The following is a 24,219-nucleotide window of genomic DNA, read 5'->3' as shown; positions in this document are numbered from 1 at the left end:
GCTATATGCTGTTGCGCCTTTGTTTTGATTTTGATTCTGGCTTAGCTAAGGATCAAAGAGAGATGTTATTTTTTTCTATTCATCATTCTTGATGATGACACGCGCTGGCGATGATTGACTCTTTTGATGAGGAATCGCTATGCATATCGAACCAGGCATTATTGCTCCGGCTAAACTGGCTTTTGCCGCTGTGACTGCATCCGCAGTATATCTCGGCTATTTACCGCAATTATTTTGTCGCCCCGCTTTGCTATTGCGTACAGCGCTGGCGGCTATTTTCTTCTCTATGTTTATGCAGGCCTTCCACATGCAAGTGGGGCCATCGGAACTGCATTTTATTGGTGCTATTCCTATTTATCTGAGTTTTGGATTTTTGCCTACTTTGTTTGGCTTTGCACTAGGCTTGTTGTTGCAAGGCGCTTTATTTGAACCACAAGATCTGGTGCATCTGGCAGTGAATAGTCTGAGCCTTGCAGTACCTCTCATGGCGATGCATTACAGCTTTGGACGCAAGTTGCAGAGCGTTAATGTCACTACCTTGCTCAAACTCGATGCCATGTATTACAGCGGCGTTACTTTGATGGTGGGCTTTTGGTTAGCGATTTCCAACCCCGCGACCTCGCTTCTGGCATGGGCTCAATTTGCTTCCAGTTATCTGAGCTTGGTGTTGCTGGAGCCGGTTTTTAGCCTGGGTATTTTATGGCTGGTACGTCGTTTCTCGCATAGCAAATTAGTCGCCTTGTGCTTGTCCGAAGGCACGCTGTCTGCTCCTTCCATCGCGTCTAGTTCTGACGTATGAAGCAGATTGAGACGACTGACAAACCCGGCACGGTCTGGTTTGTTGGTGCGGGACCGGGTGATCCTGATCTGTTGACAGTCAAAGGACGCGATCTGATTGCCCGTGCTGGTGCCATTTTGTTTGCCGGGTCACTGGTGAATGAAGCCGCCACGCGCTGGGCGCCGCCTGGTTGCGTGATTGCTGATTCTAAAGAAATGACTCTGGAGCAAATGGCGACATGGCTGATAGCGCAGGCACATCAACACCAAACCGTGATACGACTGCAAACCGGAGATCCGGGTTTATATGGTGCGTTGATTGAAGTTGTTCAACCGCTGGATGCAGCGGGTATTGCGGTACAAGTCGTGCCTGGCGTGTCGTCGGCAATGGCATCCGCCGCGGCTGCGGTCGAGAGTCTGACTTTACCCGAGATCACCCAAACCGTCATTTTGACGCGAGTGGAAGGGCGCACGCCGATGCCAGAAGGTGAATCGCTGGAAGAACTTGCCAGCCATCACACGACGCTGTGCATTTTCTTGAGTATCACTTTACTCGGACGGGTAACGGCATCGCTGATCGCCGCTGGCTGGTCTCCTGATGCACCAATATTGGTCGTCCACAAAGCCAGTTGGCCAGAACAGGAAAAAATCATCCGTGGCACGATTTCAACGATACAACAATTGTGTCGTGAAGCGAAAGTGGCAAGCCAGGCCATGATTATTGCCAGCCCGACGTTAGGGGCGCGGCAATGGACGACTCTGATCAAATCAAAGCTGTATGACGCTAGTTTTACTCATCGCTTTCGTCGCGCCAGTGTCACGGCGACCACCAATGCTGATGCTGCCCCTTCGTCGCCTGATGCAAATAGCGCGGCCACTCCTCATTCAATAGAGAGTTTATGAAAAAAGATACGATTTTGTTAGTCGGACATGGTTCCCGCGAGGCTTCCGGCAATGATGAAATTTTAGAGTTCGCAGCGCAATGGCGTTTGCGTCAACCTGATTGGCGCATTGAGGTTTGCTTCATCGAATTTTCTGAAGTCACGATGAGTGTTGGCCTGGCACGCGCCGCAGAACACGCAGATCGTGTGTTGGTATTGCCGCTTATTTTAAATGCGGCGGGGCACGTGAAAATGGATATTCCGCAAGCGATTGATGGCGCGCGGATCAAGTTTCCGCAAACGCTGTTTTTATACGCACCGCACTTAACGGCTTGTGATCCTATCCTGAGCATCCTCAAACGCCGCTTACGCAAAGCGATGCAAGCTTTAGATATGCCCGATCCGACGACGACAGGTGTCATCGTTTTGGGGCGCGGCTCGTCTGACCGTCAAGCTAACGGTGACATGGCAAAAATGGCGCGCTGGTTAATGGAAGAAGGTGATCATGAATTGGTCGATTTGGCTTTCACCGGCATCACTTATCCTCGTATAGAAAAAGTCGTTCAACGGCAAAACATGCTGGGAATGACGCAGATTGTTGTGCTGCCTTATTATTTGTACAACGGCACGCTGGTCGAACGCATCAAACGTCAGGTTGAGCATTTGAAGATGCAATATCCACACATACGCTTTACCGCGAGCACTTATTTTGGATTTGAAAAAGAAGTCTTTGAATTGCTGGAACAGCGTGTACATGATTTGCAGCATGGACATCAGGATTCAAAAATGCCTTGTGATGGCTGTAAGTTCCGTGATTTTGCGGTCGAACATGGTTTAGGTGGACATCATCACGATGATGCGCAGCATCACCACCATGATCATGAGCATACTCATGATCACGGACATGCGTACCATGCGCACCACCATGAACATCATGATCACCACGACCACCCCCATGCCGCAGATTCGGTAGCAGGATAAATGATGAACAATAACGTGATCACCGAACAGCTCACCGCTGCCGGACGCGCGATAGAACATGATTCGTTTGCCGTGATTGACAGTGAAGTGCGCAGCCATTCTTATACTGCGGAGCAATGGCCAGTCGTCAGGCGCATGATTCATGCGAATGCAGACTTTGATTTCAATGGCTTAACGGATTTTCACCCCGATGCGATACGTGCGGGTGTGGCGGCGATACGCAGCAGAACATCGCGTGTTGTTGCTGATGTAGAAATGATCTGCGTCGGCTTATCGCAACCACGACTCGCGCATTTCAATATGACAACGCATCAGTTTATTTCGGAGCCACAAGTCATTGCTGATGCAAAAGAGCAAGGAACGACGCGCGCTGTTCAGGCGATGCGACGTGCGCATCATTTAGGTTTATTGGATGGCGCGATTGTTGGTATAGGCAATGCACCGACTGCCTTGATCGAACTGGTCAGACTGATTCATGAACGCGGGGTACGTCCTGCACTCGTGGTGGGGATGCCAGTCGGGTTTGTCTCGGCGGCGGAATCGAAAGACTTGATGGCGTTGGAACAGCAAGTGCCCTGGATCGTGATTCGTGGTCGTAAAGGTGGGTCGACCTTAGTAGTGGCAGCGATTCATGCCTTACTTGGTCTGGCTGAGGCTGCTGAACATCCATGATGAAGAAAGAGACGCCGCGTGGTACCCGTACTGGTTTTACGACGGGTGCGTGTTCTGCTGCGGCGGCACGGGCTGCTGCGATAGGCTTAGTCACTGGCAGCGTACCGGATCAGGTTGAATGTTGTTTACCGAATGGTGATCTGGTGGCTTTTGCGGTACAGGATGGATATTGCGACGGACAACGTGCCCATGCCATGGTGATCAAGGATGCTGGCGATGATCCCGATTGTACCGACAAAGCACATCTGACTGCCGATTTGCGTTTGTTGCCGGAGGCGGGGCAATTATTGCTCTCGGGTGGCTTTGGTGTTGGTACAGTAACCATGCCGGGCTTGGGTTTAGAGGTTGGTGGTCCGGCCATTAATCCAGTGCCGCGCAAGAATATTCTTGCGAATGTGAAGGCCGTCGCTTCAGGCTTATTGGACGACGCCGGGATAGAAATTATGATTTCTGTTCCGCAAGGCGTAGAAATGGCGAAGAAGACGCTCAATGCACGTTTGGGCATTCTTGGTGGTATTTCTATCCTGGGCACCACTGGCATCGTTAAACCTTATTCAACGGCGGCTTATCGAGCCAGTGTGGTGCAAGGCGTGCAAGTCGCAAGCACGCTGGGGCATGATGTCGTGGTATTGACCACTGGCGGTCGTACAGAAAAATTTGTCATGGACGAAATGCCGCATTTGCCCGCTGCGGCGTTTGTGCAAATGGGCGATTTTTTACGCTATGCCATGAGTGCTGCCAGCCGGCATCACATCAAAAAAGTCATCATCGGTGGCATGGTCGGCAAGCTCACCAAGATTGCCCAAGGTGAAGAAATTACCCACGCCGGACGCGCTGAAGTGGATACCGGTTTGTTGGCAAACATTGCAACTGGCCTCGGCGCACCAGCTGAAGTCTGCGCGGCGATTGCTGCCGGAGAAACCGCGAGGTATGCCAGCGAGCAGATGGAATTACTAGGTCTTTCTGTGGCATTTCATACGGTATTGGCGGAGCGCGTGATTGAGACGCTGAACGCGCGCTATCCGGATCAATTTCAATTACATGTACTGGTCTGCGATTTCGATGGTCGCAAGATTGCAGAAGTAAGGTCAGAAAATTTATGTTAGACAGCTTACCTACCCATCCACGCTGCCGTATTGTTGGGGTGCTCGACGACGGCATCGCCAGCTTATCCGCTAATGCTTTGTTGCATATACAAAATGCGCAGATGATTATCGGTGCACGACGCACGCTGGAAATATTTCAAAACCATATTGCACCCACAGCAGAGCAAAGGCCGCTGAGCGGCGCACTATCTCAGGTCCCTGAATGGATACGTGCCGCGCAGAGCGATGGCTTAAGAGTGGTGGTGCTGGCGACAGGCGATCCCTTATGCTATGGCATCGCTGCCTATTTGGCTGCGCATTTATGTATCGAAGCGATAGAAGTGATTCCCAATGTATCGACCTTGCAATTGGCGTGTGCCCGCTTGGGCATGCCGTGGCAGCAAATGAAATTTAGTTCAGTACATGCAAAAGATGCGGGTGAATGGACGCAAGGTAGCGACGCCAGTCACGGTATGTACGGTTTGATGCAAGATATACGGCAGCATGCACGGCTAGCGATCTTAACCGGGCCAGACAATGCACCGGACAGGATTGCACGTATGTTGGTCATCGAAGGTCTGCAAGACGATTATGAGATGGCGGTATGTGAACGCCTTTGTCAGGATGAGGAACGTATCGTCACCGATATTAGTGTCTCTGCCGCGACTGAAATGCGCTTTGGTGATCCAAATGTGATGCTGCTGTGGCGCACTGATATGCAAAGAGAACCGGTGCTGTTTGGCCTTGCTGATGACCAGTTTCATCAAAGACATCCAGAAAAGGGTCTGATCACCAAGCAAGAAGTTCGCGCGGTATCGCTGGCGCGTCTGCAATTGCGTGCGGATAGCATTGTGTGGGATATCGGCGCAGGTTCCGGTTCGGTCGGTTTGGAGGCGGCACGCTTGTGTCGCCGTGGTCATGTCTATGCGATAGAAAAAAATCCCGAAGATAGTCAAATCGCCTTGTCGAATTGGCGTCGGTTTGGCCTCAGTAATTACACCTTAGTCCACGACAAAGCGCCTGCTGGCATGGAGCATTGGCCAGTGCCTGATGCGATTTTTATCGGCGGTTCTGGCGGGGAGTTGAATGAACTCATCTCACTTTGTTTGCAACGTCTTCGACCAAATGGCAAGTTAGTAATGAATTTCGTCACACTCGAAAATCTCTCCACCGCCATCACCGTCTTAAAGCAGACGGATGCAGAGTGGGATGTGATCAGCCTGCAAGCGTCACGTAGCAAACCAATATTGCATATGCATAGAATGGCGGCAGAAAATCCTGTGTGGCTGGTGTGTGCGCAAGCCAGGGCGGACGTATGAGCAAGTTGATTGCCTTATCGCTGGGGCCGGGGGATCCTGGTTTGATCACGCGTAGCGCGTGGCTGCAATTACAGCGCCCTGATACGGTGTGGACCTATCCTATCCGTAGTTTGCGCAAAGAAAGCTACGCCTTAGATATCGTTCTACGTGCTGGTTTGCCTTTGCCAGAACAGCACCAGGCTTTGTTATTCCCGATGACGCATGATGTCGAAAAGCTCGCACGTCATTGGCTCAAGGCTGCGCAAACAGTTCAACAATTATTGCAATCCGGACGCGATGTTTTATTTTTGGTTGAAGGCGATGCTTCAACCTACGCCAGCTTTTGTTATCTCGCTCGTACTTTGCTCGAGCTTGATGCGACAGCGGATATTGAGATTATCGCTGGCGTGAATTCGTTCAATGCAGCTTGCGCAACTTTGCAAATACCGCTGTCGGAACAAGACGACACCATTGCGATTGTCCCTGCCGCTTACGGCATCGGCGCGGTGGAAAGTATGTTGAATGATTTCGACACCTTGGTGCTGATGAAGGTGAAGCCTTTACTCGATGACCTGATTGATTTATTAGCACGCCGTGATTTATTACCACATGCACGCTTCATAGAAAAAGCCGGTTCGCCAGTCGAACGTATCGTGACGGATGTGGCGACGCTCAAAGGTGAGAAGGTCAATTATTTGTCTTTGCTCATCGTTAAAAATCCTCAGCGAGAACGCGGTGAGTTGTTACGTGGCTGCCGGAAAATCGACAGCTTGGTTGCCAATGAAAGTGTAGTTTTCGACGAAAATAGACAGGAAATCCCAGCATGAATACAAATAACGAAGTGATTCAGTTTACTCCGGATGAACCACGGATTGTCTTGGTAGCGATTACAAAGCATGGCGCACAGCAAACAGCCGCTTTGGCGCAGCTTTTGCCTCAGGCTCATGTCTGTGTTGCAGAAAAATTTTCTGGTTTGATGAACAATATCAGCAATCCGGTACGCGCCTATACGGGCGCGTTTCGCGATGAAATTGCGGTATTGATGGCGGATTTTGATCAGGTCGTATTTTTTGTATCACTTGGTGCTGTAGTACGTTTGATCGCGCCTCATCTGAAAAACAAAGACGAGGATCCCGGCGTGATTGTGGTCGACGATGCCGCGCAATTCGTTATTCCCGTTTTGTCGGGTCATGTGGGCGGTGCGAACGAATGGGCAGAAAAGATTGCCACCTTATTGCAGGCGACCCCTGTACTGACCACCGCATCTGACGTAGGTAAAACAATTCCGGTTGATATTCTCGGTCGTGACTTGGGTTGGCAGGTGGAAGCACCCAAAATCAATATCACCCGCGTCTCTGCTCATGTGGTGAACGGCGATGCAATTGCTTTTGTGCAGGAAGCCGGACAAAAAAACTGGTGGAATCGGACAAATCCCTTGCCCCCCAATATTCATTTGTTTGACCGCTTTGACGACGTCGATGTCAGCAAATTCTCAGCGGTGTTATGGGTCACGCATCAAGTTATCACTCGCGCCTGTTGGGAACAACTGCATGAACGTCTGGTTGTTTACCGTCCTCCGGTTACTGCCTGATATGCGCTATTACAGTATTGGTCTCGGATGTGACCGCGACACACCTTTGCTGACCGTGCAGACGGCTTTGACGCAAGCCTTGCAACTGATATCTGCACATGAGTCGCAGATCATGTGTGTCGCAACGATTGATCTGAAGGCAGATGAATTTGCTTTCATCGCCTTGGCAAAACGTCTTGGCTTAGCTTGGCAGTGTTACCCCGCACATGAGTTAGCTAAAGTGCCGGTTGCTAATCCATCAATGACGGTCTTGAAGTACGTAGGCACGCCTTCGGTATCAGAAGCGGCAGCTTTATTGGGGGCGGGTTATCAGCCAGCGATGAATATACAAAAGTCAACCCAGGCAGCTCCAGCATTAGTTCTGGAGAAATATAAACATCAAGGCGTTTGCGGTAAGAACGTCACTATTTCAATTGCGGAAATTCCATCATGAATCAACTAGTTCAGACTGAGCAGCAAGCTACTGCCGAGGAAATCGACATATCACCATCGCGTCAATCTGGCGGGAAAATTTCTCTGGTCGGCATCGGTCCCGGCAGTCACGCACACATGACCCAGCGAGCGCGTGATGTCATCGCCGAAGCCGACACCATCATCGGCTACGTAACTTACATCAAGCTGGTTGCGGATTTGATTGTTGGTAAAGAAATCATCCGTAAATCCATGACCGAAGAATTGGACAGAGCAATTCATGCGCTGGAATTTGCGCAGCAAGGCAAAAAGGTCGCCTTGATTTCTTCTGGCGATGCGGGCGTGTATGGTATGGCAGGGCCGACCTTTGAGGTCTTATTTCAGGCTGGCTGGACACCAGCGACTGGCGTTGAGGTTGAAATCGTTCCCGGTGCTTCTGCCCTGAACACTTGCGCATCATTGGTCGGGGCACCACTGACGCATGATTTTTGTTCGATTTCTTTGTCTGATTTGTTGACACCGTGGACTGTCATTGCACGCCGGCTGGATGCTGCGGCTGCCGCAGATTTTGTTTGTGCTTTGTACAACCCTAAGAGTGGTCGCCGTACACAACAGATTGTTGAGGCACAACGATTATTTTTGAGACACCGCGATCCGAATACGCCAGTCGCTATCGTGAAATCAGCTTATCGTCCCAAGCAGAGAATCGAATTCACTACCCTGGAAAAAATGAGCGATTGCGACATTGGCATGTTGACGACGGTGTTGATTGGTAACAGTAATACCTTCATCCGCGAAGGGCGCATGGTAACCCCGCGTGGTTATGCCAACAAATACTCTATGGATGGTCATGCTACCCATGAAGGTGAAAAAGCAGGTCGCTCTTTATCGACTGGTTTAACTGGCTGGCTGGAGAATTTGCATGCGGATCATCAAGCAGGTATCAGTGCGATCGAATTAGCAAAGCGCCACCATTTGCCGCTTGACTATATACAGAGTACGTTGGAACAAGCGGTGGAATCTTCAAGCAATGATGGTGCGACAGAAATGGTGATGGAGGGGGAAGCATGAGTGAAGTCGTGAAACCAAAAATTGGCGCATACAAACGGCATATTCTGATTTGTACGGGGCCACGTTGTGCTGAAGACGGCGCAGCACAGGCCTTATTCGATAGCCTTGGGGATAAATTCAAGGCGGCTGGTCTGAGTGAAGGTGAGTTACGGGTTAAGCGCAGCCGCGTGAGTTGCTTCGCTGCCTGCAAAGGTGGGCCGGTGATGTGCGTGCAACCGGATGGTTTGTGGTACTACAATGTCACGCCGCAAAACATGGATAAGATCATTGAACAGCATCTGGTTGGCGGAGAAGCGGTAGAGGAGTTGGTATTTCATCGCGGCCCTGGTTGCGCGTAATTCTCAGTGACTTGTACCGATGCAAGGCATACAATCTCTTTAGCAATTTTGTTCAGGCTGCTGTTTCATTCGAAGCAGCGCAAGTGCAGATTTCATTGAGAGAGAAATATCATGTTCTTCGTCTTATTTGTCGTCCTTATTTTTGTACTGGCTGGTTTTAGAGTCGCGAATCAATATCAACGCGGGGTCGTATTCAGGCTGGGTAAATTACAAGGCATCCGTGGTCCGGGTTTGTACTGGCTGATCCCTGCAATCGAATGGCAAAGAATGGTGGATATTCGAACGATAACCACCTCGGTTGATCAGCAAGAAACCATCACCAAAGACAATGTGCCTGTCAAAGTGACGGTGGTGATCTGGTATTCGGTGACTGATCCCATTAAATCAGTCATTGAAGTCGTTGATGTGGGCGGCGCCGTAGTGCAAGTGGCGTTAACCTCAATGCGCAACGTGATTGGTCGTCATACCTTGGATGATGTGCTCAAGGAACAAGAACGTCTCGGCACTGATATGCGTAAGGTGATTGATACCGCGACAGAACCCTGGGGCGTTAAAGTCACCCGCGTAGAAATGCGCAATGTCGAAATCCCGGAATCGATGCAACGTGCCATGGCACAAGAAGCTGAGGCATTGCGTGAGAAACGTGCCCGTATCATCAAGGCTGAAGCGGAACTCGAAGCTGCACTCAAATTACGCGAAGCCGCGGGTTTGATTATGGAAAACCCAGCCGGTCTGGAACTACGTCGCATGCAAATGATCACCGAAGTTGGCGCGGAGCAAAACACCACCACGATTATCATGATGCCGAGCGAATTTGTTTCTATGGCGAAAGGTATTGCTGATTGGACAGCCAGCTCAGAGGCAAAATTGGTCAAGAAACAAATTGAAAAGCCTGAGCTATAAAAATTTTTATTGTTTTGTGTAAGTAAAGGTTCTGTCGTACGACCAAAGAAAACATCGTCTTGATTTGCCGGGTTCATTATTTGACGACGATATGACTTTGATCAGGAGTTCAATATGGTACAAGCGATAGATCCTTCCAGTTCGTCGAGCGGTGGCGCTGCTTCTGCGGCAGCGTCTGCTGGTGCGTTGCAGGCACAATTAGATCAATATCAGCATCAGTTATCTGATTGCGTTAATTGTGATTCTGCTAAAACCCCGGAGGGGAAGCAGCAGATTGCTGAAATTTCCAGCAAAATTGGCAGTATCAGGCAGGCAATTGAATCCAGGCAAGCCGCTGCAAATTCGACGACGGCGAATAAATCCAATCAAGTCAATGCGGTGAATGGAGTAAACGCCAACAATCCGGTTACTGCAGTTAATCATGCCTCTACGATTAATTCTGCTACGCATAGTACCCAAGCTGCACAAAATCAAATTAGTGTTGATGCGGTGCAGCCGCCGGTAGCGGCTAACCTCACGGTCGGCGTGAATATCAATTTATATTCCTGATCTGCTTTTTGATAGCGACGTTTAAGGAGCCAGCAAACTTTCAAGATCGGCATTGGATTGCATGGTTGCGATGATTTTTTTGCTCTGCGCCATGAGTTGCTGGCGTTCCCGATCACTTGCCAGGCTTTGCAAGTAGTGATCAATCAGGCTGCCTTCGCACTGGCCTGAGTACATGCAGTGTTCCGTCGCGCGTAGTGAATCCTGGCTGCATGCCATTCCAGTTTGACATGCTGCGATAGTAAATGCTTTGGCACGATAAGACTGCGCTTGCATTTCATCTTCGTCATTGCCAATCTGGTCTTTTAAATACGTGTAAGCGAATCCGCTTAGCGATGCTAAATCTTGCGGTCTATGGCTGTTGAAGGCGACACGAGCAATTTCCATGGCGGCTTTGTAATCACCAGTTTGCATGAGACGAGATGCGGATTCCCCAGTGGTTTTGGCATCGCCATGTAGCCAACGTCCAGCCAGTTCTTGCTGTTGACGTTTCAGCGTGTCGTTATCAATATCAGCGAAATGCTGGCATCGTGTACGCATGCGTTGATAGGCGATTTTTTGTGGGCTGTCATCAGCAAGACGACTCATGTTTTGTTGCCATAGAGCAGCTCGAGCGCCAAATAGATTGGGCATACAGGTGTGCCATGCCCGATATGCCAACAGCGCATGTTCAGTATCTTTGGCATTTTTGTTTGCTTCAAACAAAGCGCGTAAATCTCGCGATTGCTCCAACGGATCGGTTTCTGGACCTTTTTGTATTTCTTTTTTAGAAATGAGAGGTTGGGAACTCGTCATGGGGAGCTGTAAAGGGCTTGAATTGATTTTTTTACTCTCCAACTTTCCTGAATCGTCATTTGGCCATACCAGGAATACCAGCGCCAATAAACAAATGGCGATCGCAGTAATGGCGCTAATAAGTCGTGCTGAAGTCATCTTGGCTTGTGGATATCTTGTGCATATGCTGTGTGCATATGGGTAAAAACTGTGTGCAACTATGTGGATAAATCTGTGCGCAAGTGTTGATTTTTACTATGTTTGAAGGCTCAGACCTGCTGTCATCTTGAAAATGGCAGCAGGTGATGTCCGACTATGTCCTGCAGATCCTATTATGGACGGGCAATATAAATGCCTGTTGCCGGGCAAGTTCCTGCGATATTTGCATTCGTTACCAGCGCGTTGGCATTTGGGAACTGATTCAAGCTAGATGGATCCAGATTGGTCCAAACCTCGGTCAAATAACTAACGCGATTTTTCTTGACGCATTTGAATGCAATGGCGGAGCTAGCTGAGCTACCAAACGTATTCGTTGCCGCTTGCATCAATTGTGCACGGGTAACGTTGCGACCTGCATTGCTGGCAATGAAGGTATTCAATTGCGTTTGCCCCAGACTTTTGATCAGGTTGATCGTTGTTGCCCAAAAATCGTCTGGTGTTTGACCGCTGCAACTACCGTGTTTATACCATTCGTGATCATCCAGACACGATTGGATGCCAGGCATGTAGGTTGCAAGGTTGCTCAATGTGCTAGCGCTCGCGCCATACGGGTCCATGCTGCACCAGGTACTGCCACTGTCGAGATCAATTTCTTGTTGAGGCACATTGCAATACTGTGGATTGTTACCGTCAAATGAACTAGCCCACAGGCCATGTGTAGATAAGTGACTACCAGCATAGGTGCCACGAATGTTTTGGCATTCTGATTTGCCACTGTTGGTCGCGCAAAACCCTGGCTCCCAAGATGCTGCAAGTAAAAAATAATCTGCTGTTTGTGCTTGTGCTGCGGTATTTGCCAGCATCGCCAATATCAGTGCGACAGATGCTTTGATCAGTTTAGATAACATAAGTTTTCCAGTAATTAAGTAAATTAATTGTTAAATAGCAGTCATTGAGCGACGTTTTTTAGCGCTCTGGATATCGCAGAAATAGTGCGACTACGCAAAACTACTTAGTCAAAATGACAGCGATGTGACATTTTTTAACAAAAACCTTGAAAACTAGTAAAAAATAGCTAATATTGTAATCTTGTTGTCATAATGTTGTTTAATTGAAACATGCATTAAGACATGCAGATAAGACCACTTTGTCTGATGCGCTTCATTTGTCGACAGCTATTTTTTGTTTAAATGTAAGAAATGCCAGATGTGGTGAACCTCAAATTTAAATTACTGCCAGTTTGATTATTGATGTCAGAAGGTAAATTTCTACGTATTCAGCGGTTTCAATAGAATGGTTGAGCAGGAGGATGGATAGTAATGAAGAATAATCAGCAAGACCGTTTTGGTATGCCTGATTCATCGATAAAAGCGGCAGAAAAAACGGCAAAAAGGCAAAAGAAATACCATTTTCACTTTTACGTTCCGACCCGTAAAGAAGTCGCCACCCTTAGCAGAGACACACTTGCTCCTTTATTGATCGGGTGGATGTGCAATAGCGTCATGGAAATCATTCCGTCACGCACTCAAATTCTGGAAGTCATGGATATTTTGCGTAATCGTCGGGATGCAGCGCAATTTTCACAGTTGGTCAACATGTGTCATAACTACATTCGTGCCGACTGAGGAAATTTTTTTTCGTCGGAAATATGCTTCAAAATATCAGTAAATCGCAAGCTAACTAAGGCTTCCTGAGGCATAAAATTCCTTGATCCTGATTAATAAAAAGAACACTTTTATTCTGTCAGGCAACAATCAGGCAGCATCTTGATTTTGTTATGCCATTTCTACTCGATTAAGTCCCCTAAAATTTTGCCCGAATTCTATTGCGCGAGGCGAATTTCTCCTTCAAACTCCTGCAATTATTGGGGGAACATCGTTAAATACAGGCGATATTAGCTTCTGAACCTTCAGTAAGCGGATGTCTGTTTGCAGCTTATCCAGTTGCAATTTTCTCGACCAAGCCCGTGGAATACCCGCATAAGAACTTTGCGGGTTTTTTTATTGACCTTCTTGCATTCATTAATTCATGAACACACTCATTTGGTTCGTCATTCTGTATTGGGTTATCTCGGTCGGTATTGGCTTGTATGCAGCCCGCTATGTGAATAACTCCAAAGACTATGCGGTGGCTGGTCGTTCATTGCCTATGTATGTAGTGACGGCGACAGTATTTGCCACCTGGTTTGGATCGGAAGCGGTATTGGGAATCTCGTCCACCTTTGTCAAAGAAGGCTTTAAAGGCGTTGTCGCCGATCCATTTGGCTCTTCTTTGTGTCTGGTGCTGGTCGGTTTGTTTTTTGCTAAACCTTTGTATCGCATGAATTTGCTGACGATTGGTGATTACTATAGAAACAAGTTCGGCCGTACCGTAGAGATTTTGGTCACCCTTTGCATTGTGGTGTCGTATCTGGGTTGGGTTGCCGCACAGATTAAAGCATTGGGTCTTGTATTCAATGTCGTTTCCGGTGGCTATATTGAAATGAATACCGGCATGATTATTGGCGCTGCAAGTGTGCTGATCTATACACTGATGGGTGGCATGTGGTCGGTAGCGATCACTGATTTTTTACAAATGATCATCATTGTCGTCGGGATGGTTTATATCGGCTGGGAAGTGTCTGGGATGGTCGGCGGTGCTGGTGCTGTGATCTCGCATGCTGCCAACGCCGGTAAGTTTGAATTCTGGCCCAAGCCTGAAGGGCGGGAGATGCTGTGGTTCTTTGCTGCGTGGATTACCATGATGTTGGGTTCCATTCCCCAGCAAGACGTTTTTCAGCGCGTCGCTTCTTCCAAAAATGAAAAAATTGCTGGAAATGCGTCTATTCTCGGTGGCGTGCTTTATTTTTGTTTTGCGTTCATTCCTATGTTCCTGGCTTATTCAGCCACACTGATCGATCCGGGAATGGTGAATAGTCTGATCGACAAGGATTCGCAATTAATCTTGCCGACCTTGATCATGACGAAAGTACCGATGTTGGCGCAGGTGATGTTTTTTGGCGCTTTACTGTCGGCAATTAAAAGTTGTGCTAGTGCAACTTTATTGGCGCCATCAGTCACTTTTTCGGAAAACATCATGAAACCGTTTTTCCCGAAACAGACCGACAAACAATTTTTACGCATGATGCGAATTGTCGTGCTTGTATTTACCGCAATTGTGACCATGTTTGCTATGAATACAGAGTCCAGTATTTATAAGATGGTTGAAAACGCCTACAAAATTACCTTAGTGGCAGCATTTGTACCTCTGGCGTTTGGATTGTATTGGAAGCGGTCAACGGCACAGGGTGGGCTGGTGTCGATACTCTTTGGTATTAGCTTCTGGATCACGTTGGAAGTTATTGCCCCGGATGGTTACTGGCCGCCACAGTTAGTAGGTTTAGTGATGAGCGCGGTCGGAATGGTGTTGGGGTCATTGTTGCCACAATACTCACGAAAATCAATCGCTGCCTGAAAGCTTTTGATGCGATGCGCAAATCTTGACTGAAACCCTTTATAATTCAGGGTTTTATCAGTTTTTTTAGGGCGAGAGTATGCCGATTTACGCTTACCGTTGTGAAGAGTGTGGTTTTGCCAAAGATGTATTGCAAAAAATTTCCGACGATCCTTTGACGGAATGTCCGTCTTGTGGCAAATCCGCATTCAAGAAGCAGGTGACTGCTGCTGGTTTTCAGTTAAAAGGTTCGGGCTGGTATGTCACTGATTTTCGTGGCGGATCTGGCTCTGCAGCGACGACCGGTACGCCGGCACCTGCCGTGGCGTCAACTGACGCAACTGGTAATTCGGCAACGGCTGCCGCAACTACAACTGCTCCTGCACCTGCCAGTGCACCAGTGATATCTGCTGGTAATGCTGACTAAGATGTTGACCAAGCAAGCCCGATCCACTTACCAAAGAAATCATCGTCATGCGTAAATATTTTATTACTGGCTTATTGATCCTGGTACCTTTGGCTATCACAGCATGGGTGCTACATGCGGTGATTAGCACGATGGATCAATCCTTGCTGTTATTGCCACCCGAGTGGCGTCCCGAGAAGTTAGTCGGTTTTCAGTTTCTCGGATTAGGAACTATCCTGACTTTGCTGATCGTTTTTGTGACTGGTTTGCTGGCACAAAATTTTATTGGCAATTATGTTGTGCGGCTCTGGGAGGCTTTGTTAAATCGCATTCCTATCGTTAATTCGATTTATTCTAGTGTTAAACAAGTCTCGGATACCTTGTTTTCGTCTTCGGGAAATGCGTTTCGTAAGGCGGTCTTAATTGAATATCCGCGTCAGGGTTCCTGGACGATAGGCTTTTTGACCGGCGTGCCAGGCGGTGATGTGGTCAATCACTTACAAGGCGAATTTGTGAGCGTGTATGTACCGACGACGCCTAATCCAACTTCTGGCTTCTTTTTAATGGTGCCAAAGAAAGATGCCATTGAACTGGATATGAGTGTCGATGCTGCACTGAAATACATCGTTTCCATGGGCGTGGTGGCTCCCGAGCATCTCCCACCAAAATAATTGATAGCTTAATTGACCCAATTGACCCTATCAAACCATTTTTAATTTTGAATACAGACAGGTAAGAAATATGTCCATGCGTACCCATTACTGCGGCCTCACTACTGAGGAATTACTCGGCCAAACCGTCAGCCTGTGCGGCTGGGTGCATCGTCGTCGAGATCACGGCGGTGTGATTTTTATTGATCTGCGTGATCGTGAAGGCCTGGTACAGGTGGTTTGCGATCCAGATCGTGCCGACGTTTTTGCTGCTGCCGAATCAGTGCGTAACGAATTCTGCTTACGCATCACTGGCTTGGTTCGTGCCCGTCCTGATGGTACTGGTAACGCTAATCTGAAGTCCGGCAAAATTGAAGTGCTGGCGCATAACGTTGAAATCCTGAACCCGTCCGTCACGCCACCGTTCCAATTGGATGATGACAATTTGTCTGAAACAACTCGCCTGACTCATCGCGTATTGGATTTGCGTCGTCCGCAAATGCAAAACAACTTACGTCTGCGTTATAAAGTAGCAATGGAAGTGCGTAAGTTCCTCGATGCGAATGGCTTTATCGATATCGAAACACCGATGTTGACTAAATCCACGCCAGAAGGTGCGCGTGACTATCTGGTGCCATCCCGTGTGAACGCTGGAGAATTTTTCGCTTTGCCACAATCTCCACAGTTGTTCAAACAATTGTTGATGGTCGCAAACTTTGACCGTTACTACCAAATCACCAAATGCTTCCGCGATGAAGATTTGCGTGCTGACCGTCAGCCAGAATTTACCCAGATCGATTGCGAAACTTCATTCATGTCCGAGCAAGAGATTCGTGACATGTTTGAAAACATGATTCGTCTGGTATTCAAAAATACCCTGGATATTGATTTGCCTAACCCATTCCCAGTCATGGAATTTGCGGAAGCAATGGGCTTGTACGGTTCCGATAAACCAGACATGCGCGTGAAGTTGCAATTCACAGAATTGACTGACGTGATGAAAGACGTTGATTTCAAAGTCTTCTCTGGTGCAGCGAACATGGTCAATGGTCGCGTGGTTGGTATGCGTGTACCAGGTGGGTCCAACATGCCACGTTCTGAAATCGATGCTTACACGCAATTTGTTGCGATCTACGGCGCTAAAGGTCTGGCTTACATCAAGGTCAATGAATTGGCAAAAGGCCGTGATGGCTTGCAGTCACCTATCGTTAAAAATATCCATGACGCAGCATTAGCACAAATTCTGGAAAAAACAGGCGCGCAAGACGGCGACTTGATTTTCTTCGGTGCGGATAAAGCGAAAGTGGTCAATGACGCGATCGGCGCGTTGCGCGTGAAGATCGGACATAGTGAATTCGGTAAAGCGAATGGCTTGTTTGAAGACGCATGGCGTCCATTGTGGGTGATCGACTTCCCAATGTTTGAACACGATGAAGAAAACGATCGTTGGTCTGCAACTCACCATCCGTTCACAGCACCAAAAGACGGTCATGAAGACTTGATGGAAACCGATCCGGGCAAATGTATCGCTAAAGCCTACGATATGGTGTTGAACGGTTGGGAGTTGGGTGGTGGTTCTGTACGTATTCACCGCGCTGATGTACAAGCGAAAGTATTTAATGCGCTGAAAATCAGCGAAGATGAACAACGTCTGAAATTCGGTTTCTTGCTCGATGCATTGCAATACGGCGCGCCTCCACATGGTGGTCTGGCATTCGGTCTGGATCGTATTGTTACGATGATGACTGGTGCTGAATCGATTCGTGATGTGATTGCGTTCCCGAAAACGCAACGTGCACAGTGTTTGTTGACGCAAGCGCCTTCCGCTGTTGATGAAAAACAATTGCGCGAATTGCATATTCGTTTGCGCGCGACAGAGCCAGCTATCAAGGCTTAATACGCATTGCATCAATGTCGTTAGCATGATTAAAAAAAGCGAAGCTGCGGCTTCGCTTTTTTATTATGTAAATCAGTTGCAACGAGTATTAAAAAAGACAAGCGCTAGATGTAAAATTTGTTACAATTTTTACATATTTTTCAAACAAGGCGAATCGAATTCGTGTAATTTAGCGCATCTAATTTTCTTTACATTGTGAGATGTAGTCTATGAAATTTTGCGTATCCAAACATCAAAAGAACGTATTTCTTGCCCTGTCCGTGGCGACACTCATGCTCACAGCATGTGGCGAAAAGAAGACTGAATTAGGACAAGGATCATCAGAAGTTACGGGTTCAGCCGGTCCGGCTGGTGCCAAGGGTGCGAGTAAAACGCTGGTTAAATGTGACGCGCCAGTTGCCACTTTGGCGCTGGTCGAAAACCCGAACGGCTATACCGTGCTGTCACAATACAATTTACCGCAATCACCGGTTCCTTTGATCCGTTTGCTGGCGCAACAAAGCGGCTGCTTCCGCGTGGTTGATCGTGCTGCCGGATTGAAGGCTGTTGTGCAGGAACAAAGCTTGCAGGACCAGGGCATTATTCGTAAAAATAGCACTGTCCACAAAGGCAATGGCTACGAAGCGCAGTACACGATGACACCAAGTTTGACATTCTCAGAAAACAAGGCTGGCGGCGGCATTACTGCATTATTGGGAATGATCCCTGTACTCAAAAATCTGACCGGCTATGCCGAAAAAGTTACCTTGAAAGAGGCACAAGTTGCTTTGCTGTTGACCGACAATGAAACGACAGAGCAAATCGCTGCATCAACTGGTTCTGCCAGAACGACCGATCTGGGTCTTGGAGGTTTGAGTTTTGGTGGCGCTGGCGGTGGTCTGGGCGCTGGCTGGAGTAACACCAATGAAGCGAAGGTGATCGTTGCCGCATTTCTCGATGCGCATAATAAATTGGTGACACAGGTCCGTCAGTTGCAAAGCAAAGAATTGCCTCCCGCCGTGCCGGTGAAATAATTGTCGAAATTGTGATCTGAGATAAAAGGAGCTTGTTACGACAAGCTCTTTTTCTTTTAAAAGCGTTTCATTTACAACAGTTTTTTATCAAACTTGGTGCGTAAGCACACAGACATTTCAAGGTGCTATTTCATACTTATGCTTAGAAAATAGCTGCAAAGCAGCATCGAAAAATCTGTCAATTTTAGTGTCATCGCGTTCATTGCACGCCTGGCATGCTATAACGAAACTAATCAATGTTTGGTCTATTGTTTTTCTTTTTGAGGAAATAGTATGAAACAACAAACTCGTATTCAACTGGGGCTTGCTACCGTTTTTCTGACGATGATGTGTTCTGCTTCTGCTATGGCCGCAGAGCACGGAACAGAAGCTGAAGCGCAGGACATGGTTAAAAAAGCTGTTGCGCTAGTGAAGTCCGCCGGGCCGGAGAAGGCTTATAAAGCTTTTACCGAGCATACAGATGGCGCGTTTAAAGAAAAAGACTTGTATGTCTTTGCATATAACTTTGACGGTACCTGTATTGCGCAGGGAGCGACGCCAAAGATGGTGGGCAAAAATTTGCTTGCAATGAAAGATGTCGATGGCAATGCATTTATCAAAGGCATGATAGACATGGTGAAAGCATCTTCTAAGGGGTGGTATGGTCCCTATAAGTTTAGCAATCCTGCGAATCAGACCTATGAGTTGAAGAAGTCGTATTGCGAGCGTGGAGCAGGGGACACGATGTTGTGTGTCGGTACCTATTTCGAAAAATAAACGACATTAATATTGCTGTCAAAGTGCGTAAAAGCCTGCTATCTAATTCAGATCGCAGGTTTTTTTGTGTCATCTGAACGCCAAATCAGTTGCTCGTGATTGTGAATGCAACGATAAAAAATAGGAATCAACTAAAGGCGCTAAAATAGCAGACTGTAGAAACTGTCGTTTTCATTTTGCTAAAAATGCCTGCTTATAAAATTCCTGAATCAGTTCTCGTCGTTATTTATACACCGCAGCTTGATGTGTTGTTGTTGGAGCGTGCCGACAAGCCTGGCTTCTGGCAATCGGTTACCGGATCGAAAGACACGCCGGATGAAGATGTGCTGGAGACGGCAATCAGAGAAGTGGGTGAGGAAACCGGTATCGATGCCCGCCAATTTTCACTACATAATTGGCAAACATCAAACATCTATGAAATATATCCGGTTTGGCGGCATCGCTATGCACCTGGCGTCACGCATAATACGGAGCATGTCTTTGGCTTGTGTGTGAGTTCTCGTCTGGACGTGCAATTGTCTCCGCGTGAACATCTGCAATATCAATGGCTACCTTGGAAAGAGGCTGCGGATCAATGTTTTTCTGCATCCAATGCGGAAGCAATCCTGCAATTGCCGGACCGTATCTGAGTGACAATGTCTATCATCAGGTGAGCGTATGAAATTACGGATTGCGACGTATAACATGCATAAAGGTGTCAGTGCTTTTGGGCGTCAGGCACGGATACACGGCATGAAAGAGGCTATTGCCAGCCTCAATGCCGATCTGGTTTTTTTACAAGAGGTGCAGGGCCAGCATGACATTCATGCGAAGCGACATCCTTCATGGCCAATCACTGGTCAGCACGAATTTCTTGCCGGAGATTCGCACCATGTCGCCTACGGAATGAATGCGGTCTATGAACATGGGCATCACGGTAATGCCTTACTGAGTCGTTATCCAATCAATTCACATGTCAACCACGATGTGTCAGACCATGCCTATGAGCAGCGCGGTATCTTGCATGCCGTAGTGCATATGGCTGGTGCAAATGTTCATTGTTTCGTGATACATCTTGGCTTGTTTGCAGCAAGTCGCCGCCGCCAGGTACAAGCTTTAATCGATACCATCATCAGAGATACGCCAGCGAACGCGCCATTGATTATTGCCGGAGATTTTAACGACTGGAATCAGCGTCTTAGCGCCACCTTGTACCAGCATCTTGGTGTCGTAGAAGCGTTTGATTTCAACAGAAAGCAACAACCTGGATCGCTTCTTCGTCGCGGTCTGGGCGATATTTTCTTGCCGTCTCGCACGATGCACGCACGAACCTTTCCTGCGGGATTCCCATGTTTATCTCTTGACAGAGTGTATATACGCGGGTTTCAACTTGAGCAGGTATCAGTCCTCAAAGGTGCTCCATGGAATACCTTGTCTGATCATGTACCAATTATGGCAAATCTTGAATTGCTTCTCCCACAGTCATTCACGCCAGAAAATTAAATTATGGGGAAACTCCAATACGTTGATGGCAACGATGTGCAACTTTTGCACTGTGGCGGAGAATACTTTGCTTCCTTACTTCAAGCGATTGAATCTGCACAACGCGAAATTTATCTGGAAACGTACATCTTTTCTCATGATGCGACTGCCTCATTGGTACGTGATGCCTTAATTGCGGCTGCTTTGCGCGGTGTTGTGGTCAGGGTGGTCATCGATTGGCTGGGAAGTGGGCGTGAAAAAGCGCTGCAGTTAAGCCAGATACTTATTGCGGGTGGAGTTCAATGTCGTTGTTTTAACCGATGGTTCCGACGAGGTCTTGCGCGTACGCACAGAAAAATTTCGGTGATCGATCAAAAAGTGGCGATGGTGGGTGGTTTAAATATCATCGATGATCATATTTCTGATGACGGCTGGGAGCATGTATTACCGTTTCCCCGTTGGGATTTTGCGGTACAAATTCAAGGGCCTTTGGTCGCCCATGTCCATCTGGAAGTGGAGGCCCAATGGCGGAAAACCGGGCGCCTTGGTTTACTTTCCAGAATCGCTCTTTTACGTAACCTGAACGAAGAAGCGCATATTTCAGACTCATCCTTAAGCCGCGCAGCCTTATTGGTGCGGGATAACTTGCGTAATCGCGCCACCATTCAAAAAGCGTATTTACATGCATTAGGAAATGCACATCAACATGCGATTCTGGTCACGCCTTATTTTGCACCTGGTCGCAAATTCAGGCGTGCCCTGATTGCCGCAGCTTCGCGCGGGGTTGAAGTGGTGCTACTGATCGGCGTCGGACAATTTGTATTGCAAGACGCGGTAGCACATTCGTATTATCCAAAGTTGCTCAGACAAGGTGTACGCATCGTCGAGTACCGAAAAACGCAATTACATGCCAAAGTTGCAGTAGTAGATAATGACTGGGCAACGGTGGGGTCGAGTAACTTTGATGGATTGAGTTTATTTGTCAATCACGAAGCAAACATCGTCATTCATGACAAGGCGTTTACTGCAAAGTTAAGCGCTGAACTGCAGCGTGGCGTCGCCGATGGTGTTGAAGTATTTATAGAAGATTATGTTAATCAAGCGTGGTACAAACGTGCATGGTACGGCACGGCTTATCTTGTGTACCGCGCATTGATGCGCCTTGCCACATTTGGAAGTTACGGCTGATTTTCACTGATCGTCACCTGCTATTGCAGGCTCGGTGCAACATAAAAGCGAATCAAATTGCGACCATCATCTTTGGCTTGATACATCGCTTTATCTGCCCATTTCATGACCTGCGTCTCAGTCGTATTATGTGAATTGAACAGGGCAACACCAATGCTGGCGGAACATCTGTGTTCTATATATTCGGGTTTGCCGTCGTATTGAATTGGTAACATATAAGGCGTACATAAGGCGTTACGGATTTTTTCGGCGATTACCGTGACCTGATTTTTCGAGTTCCCGCTTTCTGATTGTAACTCGCTGATGATAACGACAAATTCATCTCCACCAAAACGCGCTACGGTGTCGATTTCTCTGACGCAAGACCGCAATCTGCTGGCGACTTCGATCAACAATAAATCGCCTACATCGTGTCCAAAATTATCATTGAGTGGCTTAAAATTATCCAGATCAATCATTAGTAGCGCGGCGTGATTGCCACTGCGTTTTCCGGCGGCGATGCTCTGTTCTATGCGGTCATGTAACAGGCGACGGTTAGGCAGATTGGTGAGCGGATCATAAAATGCTAGTCGATGCACGTCATCTTCCATCCGTTTGCGTTCGGTGATGTCCTTGATGGTGGCGATATAATTGATCGGATAGCCATTTTCATCTTTGACGCAAGAGAAAGTCATATTGGCTGGAAAACGTGTGCCATTTTTTCTGATCAACGAGACTTCAATTTCGCCTTCAGCACCTTGCAAGACTCGTTGCAGTAGTGCTTGTAATTGATCGTTTTCATCTTGCGGCCAGTACGGAAAGCCTGCGCCCGAGCGGAGTAGTTCTGTATCCATAAAACCTGTCATGCGACACAAAGCGGGATTCACTTCCAATGCTCTTCCGTTACGTTCAAGAACGGTGAATCCATCTTGCATAGAATTGATGAGCTTGCGCGTGAATGTCAGCGATTCATGCAACTCTACTTGTGCGACCTTGAGAGCTGTGACATTGTCATGAGAGACGATAATTCTTGGTGGCTCAGCGCTGGGAATGCGAGTTACCCTTGCGATAAACCAGCGACGCTCATCGGGCAGATGAGATGGATATTCAATTTCAAAATAATTATTATCGCCAGCAAGTACTTCTAGTAATTTTTCATAAAATAGTTCTGCCTCTAAAGAACCTTTGTTAGTCACTTTTGCATCTGGTTTGCATAAATCGAGGTAACTAGTTTGCTTAAGCAGAATCTCAGGGTTGCCACCATTAGAGATCAAAAAATTGATCCAGGCACTATTTGCTGAAAGTATGATGCCCTTCTCATCAAGCACACAAATCTGCGCTGGCAGCGCATCCAAAACGGAGTGAACAAATAAATGTGAGGCCTCTAAGTCGCGTTCAATTTTTTTTCTGGTGGTGATGTCAGTAACATAAACCAGTCTCCGCATCGTACCGTCGATGCCTGGAACTTGTGCTGATTCACTGATAACATGTAAGACTGTACCGTCAGCTCGTTGTACTTCCCACTCCCCACCGAGTATTCCGCCAGTTTTTAAAAAACGCTGATGTAATTCGAGTACAGAAGCACGGGCTTCAGGCTTAAACACCATCGTAAAACAATGCCCGAGCATTTGCGCTTTGGTGTAGCCATAGATGTTGCAATACACTTCGTTAAGTGCTTCATAAGTGCCATCAAAATTGATGACCGCCATACCGATGGGGGACTGCCGCAAAACCTCATCGAAAGGCATGTGTATATTGTTCAAAAGCAGATTCTGAACAGCGTTTCCCTGCATGTTGCCCCCTGATTCTTACTGCGGCGCACATTTCTGGTTGTACGCAAAGAGCGATTTCAATCAGATATAGCGTATATCGAGTGCCTGGAAACGTCGCTATACATGCAACAACAGGCGCGGCGACAATTGTAAAATAAATTTAATTCTACAAGTAAGA

Annotated in this window: 26 protein-coding genes; 23 read left to right on the top strand and 3 right to left on the bottom strand. The window is 47.6% G+C overall.

What is annotated here, in order from left to right:
• Positions 1-139: 139 nt before the first annotated feature.
• The 13 genes from H8K32_RS03505 to H8K32_RS03445 all read left to right on the top strand — a co-directional run bounded on the left by H8K32_RS03505 (position 140) and on the right by H8K32_RS03445 (position 10,557).
• Positions 140-799 (top strand): energy-coupling factor ABC transporter permease, encoded by a 660-nt coding sequence (locus H8K32_RS03505; RefSeq protein ID WP_186911092.1) that lies wholly within the window; start codon positions 140-142, stop codon positions 797-799.
• Positions 796-1,680 carry a precorrin-4 C(11)-methyltransferase gene (cobM, locus tag H8K32_RS03500; RefSeq protein WP_186911091.1) on the top strand — a complete coding sequence of 295 codons (885 nt, stop codon included), beginning with the start codon at positions 796-798 and terminating at the stop codon, positions 1,678-1,680. The genes H8K32_RS03505 and cobM overlap by 4 nt, the downstream gene beginning before the upstream one ends.
• Entirely contained in the window at positions 1,677-2,639 is a 963-nt protein-coding gene (locus H8K32_RS03495; RefSeq protein ID WP_186911090.1) for a sirohydrochlorin chelatase, read from the top strand. Before cobM ends, H8K32_RS03495 begins: the two co-directional genes overlap by 4 nt.
• Positions 2,640-3,311, top strand: a complete 672-nt coding sequence (locus tag H8K32_RS03490) for a precorrin-8X methylmutase (protein ID WP_222613006.1) — start codon at positions 2,640-2,642, stop codon at positions 3,309-3,311. It begins immediately after the preceding gene.
• A complete protein-coding gene (locus tag H8K32_RS03485; protein ID WP_186911088.1) occupies positions 3,308-4,417 on the top strand; it encodes a cobalt-precorrin-5B (C(1))-methyltransferase in 1,110 nt (369 codons plus the stop codon). Before H8K32_RS03490 ends, H8K32_RS03485 begins: the two co-directional genes overlap by 4 nt.
• Entirely contained in the window at positions 4,411-5,715 is a 1,305-nt protein-coding gene (cbiE, locus tag H8K32_RS03480) for a precorrin-6y C5,15-methyltransferase (decarboxylating) subunit CbiE (RefSeq protein WP_186911087.1), read from the top strand. Before H8K32_RS03485 ends, cbiE begins: the two co-directional genes overlap by 7 nt.
• Positions 5,712-6,521 carry a precorrin-2 C(20)-methyltransferase gene (gene cobI, locus H8K32_RS03475; protein WP_186911086.1) on the top strand — a complete coding sequence of 270 codons (810 nt, stop codon included), beginning with the start codon at positions 5,712-5,714 and terminating at the stop codon, positions 6,519-6,521. Before cbiE ends, cobI begins: the two co-directional genes overlap by 4 nt.
• A complete protein-coding gene (locus H8K32_RS03470; protein WP_186911085.1) occupies positions 6,518-7,285 on the top strand; it encodes a cobalamin biosynthesis central domain-containing protein in 768 nt (255 codons plus the stop codon). The genes cobI and H8K32_RS03470 overlap by 4 nt, the downstream gene beginning before the upstream one ends.
• Complete coding sequence (locus H8K32_RS03465; RefSeq protein WP_222613005.1) at positions 7,245-7,718, top strand: cobalamin biosynthesis protein; 474 nt, start codon at positions 7,245-7,247, stop codon at positions 7,716-7,718. The genes H8K32_RS03470 and H8K32_RS03465 overlap by 41 nt, the downstream gene beginning before the upstream one ends.
• Positions 7,715-8,767, top strand: a complete 1,053-nt coding sequence (gene cobJ / locus H8K32_RS03460) for a precorrin-3B C(17)-methyltransferase (protein WP_186911084.1) — start codon at positions 7,715-7,717, stop codon at positions 8,765-8,767. Before H8K32_RS03465 ends, cobJ begins: the two co-directional genes overlap by 4 nt.
• Complete coding sequence (locus H8K32_RS03455) at positions 8,764-9,105, top strand: (2Fe-2S) ferredoxin domain-containing protein (protein ID WP_186911083.1); 342 nt, start codon at positions 8,764-8,766, stop codon at positions 9,103-9,105. Before cobJ ends, H8K32_RS03455 begins: the two co-directional genes overlap by 4 nt.
• 111 nt (positions 9,106-9,216) lie before the next feature.
• Entirely contained in the window at positions 9,217-10,008 is a 792-nt protein-coding gene (locus tag H8K32_RS03450) for a slipin family protein (RefSeq protein ID WP_186911082.1), read from the top strand.
• 114 nt (positions 10,009-10,122) lie between these two features.
• Positions 10,123-10,557 (top strand): FlxA-like family protein, encoded by a 435-nt coding sequence (locus H8K32_RS03445; RefSeq protein WP_186911081.1) that lies wholly within the window; start codon positions 10,123-10,125, stop codon positions 10,555-10,557.
• 21 nt (positions 10,558-10,578) lie between these two features.
• On the opposite strand, the gene H8K32_RS03440 is transcribed toward H8K32_RS03445, so the two are convergent.
• Together H8K32_RS03440 and H8K32_RS03435 are read right to left on the bottom strand one after the other, a co-directional pair.
• On the bottom strand, positions 10,579-11,487 hold the full coding sequence (locus H8K32_RS03440; RefSeq protein WP_186911080.1) for a hypothetical protein: 909 nt from the start codon (positions 11,485-11,487) through the stop codon (positions 10,579-10,581).
• Positions 11,488-11,660: 173 nt separating this feature from the next.
• Entirely contained in the window at positions 11,661-12,395 is a 735-nt protein-coding gene (locus tag H8K32_RS03435) for a ribonuclease T2 family protein (RefSeq protein WP_186911079.1), read from the bottom strand.
• Between the two features lie 411 nt (positions 12,396-12,806).
• Between H8K32_RS03435 and H8K32_RS03430 the strand changes: the two genes are divergently transcribed.
• The 10 genes from H8K32_RS03430 to H8K32_RS03385 all read left to right on the top strand — a co-directional run bounded on the left by H8K32_RS03430 (position 12,807) and on the right by H8K32_RS03385 (position 22,290).
• Positions 12,807-13,112, top strand: coding sequence for a hypothetical protein (locus H8K32_RS03430; protein WP_186911078.1), 306 nt, complete (start codon positions 12,807-12,809; stop codon positions 13,110-13,112).
• Positions 13,113-13,515: 403 nt separating this feature from the next.
• Complete coding sequence (locus H8K32_RS03425) at positions 13,516-14,940, top strand: high affinity choline transporter 1 (RefSeq protein WP_186911077.1); 1,425 nt, start codon at positions 13,516-13,518, stop codon at positions 14,938-14,940.
• Between the two features lie 79 nt (positions 14,941-15,019).
• Positions 15,020-15,346 carry an FmdB family zinc ribbon protein gene (locus tag H8K32_RS03420; protein ID WP_186911076.1) on the top strand — a complete coding sequence of 109 codons (327 nt, stop codon included), beginning with the start codon at positions 15,020-15,022 and terminating at the stop codon, positions 15,344-15,346.
• A gap of 47 nt (positions 15,347-15,393) precedes the next feature.
• Positions 15,394-15,996, top strand: a complete 603-nt coding sequence (locus H8K32_RS03415) for a DUF502 domain-containing protein (protein ID WP_186911075.1) — start codon at positions 15,394-15,396, stop codon at positions 15,994-15,996.
• 70 nt (positions 15,997-16,066) lie between these two features.
• Positions 16,067-17,872, top strand: a complete 1,806-nt coding sequence (gene aspS, locus H8K32_RS03410) for an aspartate--tRNA ligase (protein ID WP_186911074.1) — start codon at positions 16,067-16,069, stop codon at positions 17,870-17,872.
• A 272-nt stretch (positions 17,873-18,144) separates the two neighbouring features.
• On the top strand, positions 18,145-18,885 hold the full coding sequence (locus tag H8K32_RS03405; protein WP_390312877.1) for a CsgG/HfaB family protein: 741 nt from the start codon (positions 18,145-18,147) through the stop codon (positions 18,883-18,885).
• 273 nt (positions 18,886-19,158) lie between these two features.
• On the top strand, positions 19,159-19,641 hold the full coding sequence (locus H8K32_RS03400; protein WP_186911072.1) for a cache domain-containing protein: 483 nt from the start codon (positions 19,159-19,161) through the stop codon (positions 19,639-19,641).
• A gap of 185 nt (positions 19,642-19,826) precedes the next feature.
• On the top strand, positions 19,827-20,270 hold the full coding sequence (nudB, locus tag H8K32_RS03395; protein WP_186911071.1) for a dihydroneopterin triphosphate diphosphatase: 444 nt from the start codon (positions 19,827-19,829) through the stop codon (positions 20,268-20,270).
• Positions 20,271-20,298: 28 nt separating this feature from the next.
• The gene (locus H8K32_RS03390) at positions 20,299-21,123 is read left to right on the top strand and encodes an endonuclease/exonuclease/phosphatase family protein (protein ID WP_186911070.1); all 825 of its coding nucleotides are present in this window, start codon (positions 20,299-20,301) and stop codon (positions 21,121-21,123) included.
• Positions 21,124-21,126: 3 nt separating this feature from the next.
• The gene (locus H8K32_RS03385; RefSeq protein WP_186911069.1) at positions 21,127-22,290 is read left to right on the top strand and encodes a phospholipase D-like domain-containing protein; all 1,164 of its coding nucleotides are present in this window, start codon (positions 21,127-21,129) and stop codon (positions 22,288-22,290) included.
• A 20-nt stretch (positions 22,291-22,310) separates the two neighbouring features.
• Here the strand turns inward: H8K32_RS03385 and H8K32_RS03380 are convergent, their stop codons facing one another.
• A complete protein-coding gene (locus H8K32_RS03380; RefSeq protein ID WP_222613004.1) occupies positions 22,311-24,032 on the bottom strand; it encodes a sensor domain-containing protein in 1,722 nt (573 codons plus the stop codon).
• Positions 24,033-24,219 lie beyond the last annotated feature (187 nt).

The organism is Cognatundibacterium jejuense (assembly GCF_014284255.1).
Classification (GTDB): domain Bacteria; phylum Pseudomonadota; class Gammaproteobacteria; order Burkholderiales; family Burkholderiaceae_D; genus Undibacterium; species Undibacterium jejuense.
This window is presented reverse-complemented; position numbering and strand designations above follow the sequence as displayed.

Bases quoted from the DNA above. Each gene is read 5' to 3' on its own strand.
- H8K32_RS03505 (WP_186911092.1), top strand. From the start codon at position 140: ATGCATATCGAACCAGGCATTATTGCTCCGGCTAAACTGGCTTTTGCC.
- cobM (WP_186911091.1), top strand. From the start codon at position 796: ATGAAGCAGATTGAGACGACTGACAAACCCGGCACGGTCTGGTTTGTT.
- H8K32_RS03495 (WP_186911090.1), top strand. From the start codon at position 1,677: ATGAAAAAAGATACGATTTTGTTAGTCGGACATGGTTCCCGCGAGGCT.
- H8K32_RS03490 (WP_222613006.1), top strand. From the start codon at position 2,640: ATGATGAACAATAACGTGATCACCGAACAGCTCACCGCTGCCGGACGC.
- H8K32_RS03485 (WP_186911088.1), top strand. From the start codon at position 3,308: ATGATGAAGAAAGAGACGCCGCGTGGTACCCGTACTGGTTTTACGACG.
- cbiE (WP_186911087.1), top strand. From the start codon at position 4,411: ATGTTAGACAGCTTACCTACCCATCCACGCTGCCGTATTGTTGGGGTG.
- cobI (WP_186911086.1), top strand. From the start codon at position 5,712: ATGAGCAAGTTGATTGCCTTATCGCTGGGGCCGGGGGATCCTGGTTTG.
- H8K32_RS03470 (WP_186911085.1), top strand. From the start codon at position 6,518: ATGAATACAAATAACGAAGTGATTCAGTTTACTCCGGATGAACCACGG.
- H8K32_RS03465 (WP_222613005.1), top strand. From the start codon at position 7,245: ATGAACGTCTGGTTGTTTACCGTCCTCCGGTTACTGCCTGATATGCGC.
- cobJ (WP_186911084.1), top strand. From the start codon at position 7,715: ATGAATCAACTAGTTCAGACTGAGCAGCAAGCTACTGCCGAGGAAATC.
- H8K32_RS03455 (WP_186911083.1), top strand. From the start codon at position 8,764: ATGAGTGAAGTCGTGAAACCAAAAATTGGCGCATACAAACGGCATATT.
- H8K32_RS03450 (WP_186911082.1), top strand. From the start codon at position 9,217: ATGTTCTTCGTCTTATTTGTCGTCCTTATTTTTGTACTGGCTGGTTTT.
- H8K32_RS03445 (WP_186911081.1), top strand. From the start codon at position 10,123: ATGGTACAAGCGATAGATCCTTCCAGTTCGTCGAGCGGTGGCGCTGCT.
- H8K32_RS03440 (WP_186911080.1), bottom strand. From the start codon at position 11,487: ATGACTTCAGCACGACTTATTAGCGCCATTACTGCGATCGCCATTTGT.
- H8K32_RS03435 (WP_186911079.1), bottom strand. From the start codon at position 12,395: ATGTTATCTAAACTGATCAAAGCATCTGTCGCACTGATATTGGCGATG.
- H8K32_RS03430 (WP_186911078.1), top strand. From the start codon at position 12,807: ATGAAGAATAATCAGCAAGACCGTTTTGGTATGCCTGATTCATCGATA.
- H8K32_RS03425 (WP_186911077.1), top strand. From the start codon at position 13,516: ATGAACACACTCATTTGGTTCGTCATTCTGTATTGGGTTATCTCGGTC.
- H8K32_RS03420 (WP_186911076.1), top strand. From the start codon at position 15,020: ATGCCGATTTACGCTTACCGTTGTGAAGAGTGTGGTTTTGCCAAAGAT.
- H8K32_RS03415 (WP_186911075.1), top strand. From the start codon at position 15,394: ATGCGTAAATATTTTATTACTGGCTTATTGATCCTGGTACCTTTGGCT.
- aspS (WP_186911074.1), top strand. From the start codon at position 16,067: ATGTCCATGCGTACCCATTACTGCGGCCTCACTACTGAGGAATTACTC.
- H8K32_RS03405 (WP_390312877.1), top strand. From the start codon at position 18,145: ATGCTCACAGCATGTGGCGAAAAGAAGACTGAATTAGGACAAGGATCA.
- H8K32_RS03400 (WP_186911072.1), top strand. From the start codon at position 19,159: ATGAAACAACAAACTCGTATTCAACTGGGGCTTGCTACCGTTTTTCTG.
- nudB (WP_186911071.1), top strand. From the start codon at position 19,827: ATGCCTGCTTATAAAATTCCTGAATCAGTTCTCGTCGTTATTTATACA.
- H8K32_RS03390 (WP_186911070.1), top strand. From the start codon at position 20,299: ATGAAATTACGGATTGCGACGTATAACATGCATAAAGGTGTCAGTGCT.
- H8K32_RS03385 (WP_186911069.1), top strand. From the start codon at position 21,127: ATGGGGAAACTCCAATACGTTGATGGCAACGATGTGCAACTTTTGCAC.